At 52.0% G+C, this 6580-nt stretch carries 8 protein-coding genes; 6 read left to right on the top strand and 2 right to left on the bottom strand.

Annotated features, from left to right (window positions below; genetic code table 11):
- Positions 1 to 242: 242 nt before the first annotated feature.
- The 4 genes from yjbE to E0D98_RS20395 all read left to right on the top strand — a co-directional run bounded on the left by yjbE (position 243) and on the right by E0D98_RS20395 (position 4067).
- Positions 243 to 485, top strand: coding sequence for an exopolysaccharide production protein YjbE (yjbE, locus tag E0D98_RS20410; RefSeq protein ID WP_000757333.1), 243 nt, complete (start codon positions 243 to 245; stop codon positions 483 to 485).
- 113 nt (positions 486 to 598) lie between these two features.
- Complete coding sequence (locus tag E0D98_RS20405) at positions 599 to 1237, top strand: YjbF family lipoprotein (protein ID WP_001296632.1); 639 nt, start codon at positions 599 to 601, stop codon at positions 1235 to 1237.
- Entirely contained in the window at positions 1234 to 1971 is a 738-nt protein-coding gene (locus E0D98_RS20400; RefSeq protein WP_000595538.1) for a capsule biosynthesis GfcC family protein, read from the top strand. The genes E0D98_RS20405 and E0D98_RS20400 overlap by 4 nt, the downstream gene beginning before the upstream one ends.
- A complete protein-coding gene (locus tag E0D98_RS20395) occupies positions 1971 to 4067 on the top strand; it encodes a YjbH domain-containing protein (protein WP_047089407.1) in 2097 nt (698 codons plus the stop codon). Before E0D98_RS20400 ends, E0D98_RS20395 begins: the two co-directional genes overlap by 1 nt.
- Positions 4068 to 4113: 46 nt before the next feature.
- On the opposite strand, the gene E0D98_RS20390 is transcribed toward E0D98_RS20395, so the two are convergent.
- Complete coding sequence (locus E0D98_RS20390; RefSeq protein ID WP_001295279.1) at positions 4114 to 4392, bottom strand: periplasmic protein; 279 nt, start codon at positions 4390 to 4392, stop codon at positions 4114 to 4116.
- 15 nt (positions 4393 to 4407) lie between these two features.
- On the opposite strand from E0D98_RS20390, the gene E0D98_RS28470 reads away from it, so the two are divergent.
- Complete coding sequence (locus E0D98_RS28470; protein ID WP_001298876.1) at positions 4408 to 4536, top strand: hypothetical protein; 129 nt, start codon at positions 4408 to 4410, stop codon at positions 4534 to 4536.
- A 125-nt stretch (positions 4537 to 4661) separates the two neighbouring features.
- A complete protein-coding gene (gene psiE / locus E0D98_RS20385; RefSeq protein WP_000202902.1) occupies positions 4662 to 5072 on the top strand; it encodes a phosphate-starvation-inducible protein PsiE in 411 nt (136 codons plus the stop codon).
- Positions 5073 to 5115: 43 nt separating this feature from the next.
- On the opposite strand, the gene xylE is transcribed toward psiE, so the two are convergent.
- Positions 5116 to 6580: D-xylose transporter XylE (gene xylE / locus E0D98_RS20380; protein WP_165941041.1), on the bottom strand; the 1465-nt coding region annotated here is incomplete at its 5' end.

Here is a 6580-nt window from a genome sequence, read left to right as displayed (position 1 = left end):
TTTTAATCGTGATTGATTTCGGAAAATACTCAGATTAATTACTTTTACTTTTATTTTAACATTATGATTTTTAATGTTATTTATATATAAGTTGTAGCTTATATTTGATATTCATTCCAATTATCCTAAAACCCCATCTCTAATTCCCCGCGCCGTAATTCGCATGCTTTAGTTGTGTATACTCGATCCCGCCCGAAATGTTTTTGGGTAAATCTCCATTCATTCAATGAAGGGAAATTGTTATGAAAAAAGTTCTGTATGGCATTTTTGCCATATCTGCGCTTGCGGCGACTTCTGCGTGGGCTGCACCTGTACAGGTGGGCGAAGCGGCAGGGTCGGCAGCAACGTCGGTTTCGGCGGGGAGTTCCTCCGCGACCAGCGTCAGCACCGTAAGCTCGGCGGTGGGTGTCGCGCTCGCGGCAACCGGTGGCGGTGATGGTTCTAATACCGGGACCACCACAACCACGACCACCAGTACCCAGTAATAAAGTATGTATCCCCAAAATAATTTGAGTCATTGCATCTGTGGCTTGAAGTATGAAGGGATTTACCATAACCACACTCCGGTGTGGTTATTCTGCCCCTCTGGAGAAGAGTCGTGAAGCGACCTGCACTCATTCTTATCTGCCTGCTATTACAGGCCTGTTCAGCCACGACTAAAGAGCTGGGCAATTCACTGTGGGACAGTCTGTTCGGCACGCCAGGCGTACAGCTGACGGACGATGATATTCAAAATATGCCCTACGCCAGCCAGTACATGCAGCTTAATGGCGGGCCGCAATTGTTTGTGGTGCTGGCCTTCGCTGAAGACGGACAACAAAAATGGGTCACTCAGGATCAAGCCACTCTTGTCACACAACATGGTCGTCTGGTGAAGACTTTGCTTGGCGGCGACAACCTGATTGAAGTGAATAACCTTGCCGCCGACCCGCTGATTAAACCCGCACAAATTGTTGATGGTGCAACATGGACGCGCACGATGGGCTGGACCGAGTACCAGCAGGTACGCTACGCCACCGCACGCTCAGTCTTCAAATGGGATGGCACCGATACCGTCAAGGTCGGCAGCGATGAAACCCCGGTTCGCGTGCTGGACGAAGAAGTCTCCACCGACCAGGCGCGCTGGCATAACCGCTACTGGATCGACAGCGAAGGGCAAATTCGCCAGTCGGAACAGTATCTCGGCGCGGATTATTTCCCGGTGAAAACCACTCTCATCAAGGCGGCAAAACAATGATTAAACAAACTATTGTCGCATTGATTTTGAGTGTGGGGGCGTCATCGGTCTTCGCGGCGGGAACCGTCAAGGTATTCAGCAATGGCAGCAGTGAGGCCAAAACGCTGACGGGCGCAGAGTATTTAATCGATCTGGTAGGCCAGCCGCGGCTGGCAAACAGTTGGTGGCCTGGTGCGGTGATTAGCGAAGAGCTGGCAACGGCGGCAGCATTGCGGCAGCAGCAGGCGTTGCTGACACGGCTGGCAGAACAGGGCGCAGATTCCAGCGCCGACGATGCCGCTGCGATTAACGCCTTACGCCAGCAAATTCAGGCGTTGAAAGTGACGGGCAGGCAAAAAATCAATCTTGATCCCGATATCGTCCGCGTTGCCGAACGCGGTAACCCGCCGTTGCAGGGCAACTACACGCTGTGGGTCGGACCACCGCCGTCCACGGTCACGTTGTTCGGGCTTATCAGCCGTCCTGGCAAGCAGCCATTCACTCCAGGTCGCGACGTGGCGAGCTATCTCTCTGACCAGAGCCTGCTCAGCGGTGCGGATCGCAGCTACGCGTGGGTGGTTTACCCGGACGGACGCACGCAAAAAGCGCCGGTGGCTTACTGGAACAAGCGTCACGTAGAGCCGATGCCCGGCAGCATTATTTATGTTGGCCTCGCGGACTCCGTCTGGAGTGAGACGCCTGATGCCCTTAACGCCGACATTCTTCAGACTCTGACGCAGCGGATACCTCAATAATGAAAAAAAGACATCTGCTTAGCTTACTGGCGCTGGGCATTAGCACAGCTTGCTACGGCGAAACATATCCTGCGCCCATTGGTCCGTCGCAGTCGGATTTCGGTGGCGTAGGATTATTACAAACGCCCACCGCGCGTATGGCACGGGAAGGGGAGTTGAGTCTGAACTATCGCGATAACGATCAGTACCGTTATTACTCAGCTTCAGTGCAACTCTTCCCGTGGCTGGAAACAACGCTGCGCTACACCGACGTGCGCACCCGGCAGTACAGCAGCGTCGAAGCGTTCTCTGGCGATCAAACGTATAAAGATAAAGCCTTCGATCTCAAACTGCGTTTGTGGGAAGAGAGTTACTGGCTGCCGCAAGTGGCGGTTGGTGCGCGGGATATCGGCGGTACGGGGCTGTTTGATGCGGAATATCTTGTTGCCAGCAAAGCCTGGGGGCCGTTCGATTTTACGCTCGGCCTGGGCTGGGGATATTTGGGCACCAACGGTAATGTGAAAAATCCGCTCTGTTCAGCCAGTGATAAATATTGCTATCGCGATAACAGCTACAAACAGGCGGGATCTATCGACGGTAGCCAGATGTTCCACGGTCCTGCCTCACTGTTTGGCGGCGTGGAATACCAGACGCCCTGGCAACCGCTGCGCCTGAAACTGGAGTATGAAGGCAATAATTATCAGCAGGATTTTGCCGGGAAGCTGGAGCAAAAAAGTAAGTTTAACGTCGGTGCGATTTATCGCGTTACCGATTGGGCCGACGTTAACCTTAGCTATGAACGTGGCAACACCTTTATGTTTGGCGTTACGTTGCGCACCAACTTTAACGATCTGCGCCCGTCTTACAACGATAACGCCCGCCCGCAATATCAACCGCAGCCGCAGGATGCCATTTTGCAGCATTCGGTGGTGGCGAATCAGTTAACGCTGTTGAAATACAATGCCGGACTTGCCGATCCACAGATCCAGGCGAAAGGCGATACGCTGTATGTTACCGGCGAGCAGGTGAAATATCGTGATTCGCGCGAAGGGATCATCCGTGCGAATCGGATCGTGATGAACGATCTGCCGGATGGGATCAAAACGATCCGCATTACGGAAAATCGCCTTAACATGCCGCAGGTGACGACGGAAACCGATGTCGCCAGCCTGAAAAATCATCTCGCCGGAGAGCCGTTGGGCCACGAAACGAAGCTGGCGCAAAAACGCGTCGAGCCAGTGGTTCCGCAGTCCACCGAGCAGGGCTGGTATATCGACAAATCACGCTTTGATTTCCATATCGATCCGGTGCTGAACCAGTCGGTCGGTGGCCCGGAAAACTTTTACATGTATCAGCTGGGCGTGATGGGAACGGCAGATTTGTGGCTGACGGACCATCTGCTGACCACCGGCAGCCTGTTTGCAAATCTTGCCAACAACTACGACAAGTTTAACTACACCAATCCGCCGCAGGACTCGCACTTACCGCGCGTTCGTACCCATGTGCGCGAGTATGTGCAGAACGATGTCTATGTGAATAACCTGCAAGCCAACTACTTCCAGCATCTGGGCAACGGCTTCTACGGTCAGGTCTATGGAGGTTATCTCGAAACCATGTTTGGCGGTGCGGGGGCCGAAGTGTTGTATCGTCCGCTGGACAGCAACTGGGCGTTTGGTCTGGATGCCAACTACGTTAAACAGCGCGACTGGCGTAGTGCAAAAGATATGATGAAATTCACCGACTACAGCGTGAAAACCGGACATCTGACCGCCTACTGGACGCCATCTTTCGCCCAGGACGTGTTGGTGAAAGCCAGCGTCGGGCAGTATCTGGCAGGGGATAAAGGCGGCACGCTGGAGATCGCCAAACGCTTTGATAGCGGCGTGGTGGTTGGCGGCTATGCCACGATCACTAATGTTTCAAAAGAAGAGTACGGCGAAGGGGACTTCACCAAAGGCGTGTATGTCTCGGTACCGTTGGATCTCTTCTCGTCTGGCCCGACACGCAGCCGTGCGGCGATTGGCTGGACGCCGCTGACGCGTGACGGTGGTCAGCAACTTGGGCGTAAGTTCCAGTTGTATGACATGACCAGCGACCGTAGCGTCAATTTCCGCTAAGTCATGGGAAAGGTGCCAGTTTTCGCAATCACTGGCACCCTCATTCTTAATGGCCTGTTGAGCCATCAGGAACGCAGTTCACCCCCGGTTTGCGATCTGGTGTGTAAAGGCGAAAACATTCTGTCTTCCTGTCCGTCGATATCGGTTGCAGATCTGGTTGCCTGAGCGACTGGGCCATCATTGGGCTGGAGACATTGCTTTGCGGTAGGTCGGCTTTATCAGCAGTACCGAGCGGACCAGCATAAGCAGGAAGAACAGAGACTGATAACATCAAAGCAGCAAAATAAGGCTTCATTTTTACCACCTTTATCAGGTTACGTTTCATTTGTTCCAGAGGAACATGGTCGATTTTTCGCGCATTGCTGGTGGCTGGGAATCACCTGAATGGGTGATTTTTGAATTACCGGCTTTGGTGCGGTTTGTCTTGCCGGATGCGCCGCCAGGCGCGGCTTATCCGGCCTACGGGTAGGTATATCCGGCTTTGGTGGAGGCGCGCTCCAAATCCAGGTTGAACAAAACATACACAAAAAATATAGATCTCCGTCACATTTTTGCGTTATACAGGAAGCTCGCCACTGTGAAGGAGGTACTGCTATGACGTCACTCTCTCGTCCGCGCGTGGAGTTTATCTCCACCATTTTGCAGACCGTACTCAATCTTGGCCTGTTGTGCCTCGGCCTGATTTTGGTTGTCTTCCTCGGCAAAGAAACGGTGCATCTGGCAGATGTGCTGTTCGCGCCAGAACAAACCAGCAAATATGAGCTGGTAGAAGGACTGGTGGTTTACTTTCTCTATTTCGAATTTATCGCGCTGATTGTGAAATACTTTCAGTCCGGTTTTCACTTCCCGCTACGTTACTTTGTCTATATTGGGATCACCGCCATTGTGCGCTTGATCATCGTCGATCATAAATCGCCACTGGATGTGTTGATCTACTCGGCTGCGATCCTGTTACTGGTGATCACTCTGTGGCTGTGTAATTCGAAACGGCTGAAGCGGGAGTAAAAAGACAGCACGCCGAACTGGCGCGGCGTGCTGGACAGGAAGATTACAGCGTAGCAGTTTGTTGTGTTTTCTTCGTTTCCGGTTCCCAGAGGGCTTCCAGCTCCTCAAGGGTTTTACCTTTGGTTTCCGGGACAAATTTCCACATAAATAGTGCTGCCAGAACGCCCATACACCCGTAAATCCAGTAGGAGAAACCGTTGTGGAAATGGGCCACCAGCCAGGAGTTTTTGTCCATCATCGGGAAGGTCCAGGAGACGAAGTAGTTCGCCAGCCACTGGGCCGCCACCGCGATTGCCAGCGCTTTACCACGAATAGCATTCGGGAAGATTTCCGACAGCAGTACCCAGCATACCGGACCCCAGGACATGGCAAAGGCGGCAACATAGAACAGCATCGACAGTAGCGCCACAATACCCGATGCCTGAGTGTAAAACGCGGTACCGAGGCTAAACATACCGATTGCCATTCCGAGTGCGCCGATAATTTGCAGTGGCTTACGACCAAATTTATCCACCGTCATAATTGCCAGTACGGTAAAGGTGAGGTTGATAACTCCGACAATAATGGTCTGCAACAGCGCGATATCCGTGCTGGCCCCCAGCGTTTTGAACACTTCCGGCGCGTAGTACAGCACCACATTGATGCCGACAAATTGCTGGAAGATGGAGAGCATAACGCCGATTACAATCACGCCCACGCCAAACATCAGCAGACGACCACCGGTTTTGCGGCCATGATCCAGGGAGTGTTTAATTTCCTGTACTGCCTGAGTTGCAAGCGTGTTGCCCATAATTTTGCGCAGGATACTTTCCGCCTGTTCTTGCTTGCCGCGTGACATCAGCCAGCGAGGACTTTCTGGCACGGTATACAGCAGCATTAAGAACAGCAGTGCAGGGATACATTCCGAGGCAAACATATAACGCCAGCCGTCAGTATTCAGCCAGCTGGCATCACCGGAACGGGCAATAAAATAGTTTACGCAGTAAACTAAAAGTTGCCCGAAAATAATCGCAAACTGGTTAAATGAAACCAGTTTTCCGCGAATATGAGCTGGAGCCAGTTCCGCAATATACATTGGTGAAAGCATTGAGGCTAAACCAACGCCAATACCGCCAATAATACGATAAATAACAAATTCCGGGACATAACCTGCCAGATAAATAGGGACTGTGTTGTCCGGGTTTATAGAGGTGAAACCAAGTTCTGGCCAGGCAGAACCTACACCAGAAATAAAAAACAGGACAGCAGCAATCTTAAGTGAATCACGACGGCCGAAGCGGTTACTGCAATAACCACCGAGGGCACCGCCGATGATGCAACCAATCAGAGCGCTGGCTACGCAAAATCCTAACAGGGAGTTGGCAGCGGATTCACTTAAGTTTTGTGGAGCAACAAAGACGGTATTGAGTGACTCAACAGTACCGGAAATAACGGCGGTGTCGTAGCCAAATAATAAACCACCTAATGTAGCGACTAAGGTAATCGAAAATATATAACTGGAATTATAC

Source organism: Escherichia sp. KCJ4928 (genome assembly GCF_004352695.1).
GTDB lineage: Bacteria > Pseudomonadota > Gammaproteobacteria > Enterobacterales > Enterobacteriaceae > ECMA0423.
This window is presented reverse-complemented; position numbering and strand designations above follow the sequence as displayed.

What these genes read in the sequence shown, in the direction of transcription:
- psiE (WP_000202902.1), top strand. Translation starts at nt 4,662, where the DNA reads ATGACGTCACTCTCTCGTCCGCGCGTGGAGTTTATCTCCACCATTTTG.
- yjbE (WP_000757333.1), top strand. Translation starts at nt 243, where the DNA reads ATGAAAAAAGTTCTGTATGGCATTTTTGCCATATCTGCGCTTGCGGCG.
- E0D98_RS20395 (WP_047089407.1), top strand. Translation starts at nt 1,971, where the DNA reads ATGAAAAAAAGACATCTGCTTAGCTTACTGGCGCTGGGCATTAGCACA.
- E0D98_RS20390 (WP_001295279.1), bottom strand. Translation starts at nt 4,392, where the DNA reads ATGAAACGTAACCTGATAAAGGTGGTAAAAATGAAGCCTTATTTTGCT.
- E0D98_RS28470 (WP_001298876.1), top strand. Translation starts at nt 4,408, where the DNA reads ATGGTCGATTTTTCGCGCATTGCTGGTGGCTGGGAATCACCTGAATGG.
- E0D98_RS20400 (WP_000595538.1), top strand. Translation starts at nt 1,234, where the DNA reads ATGATTAAACAAACTATTGTCGCATTGATTTTGAGTGTGGGGGCGTCA.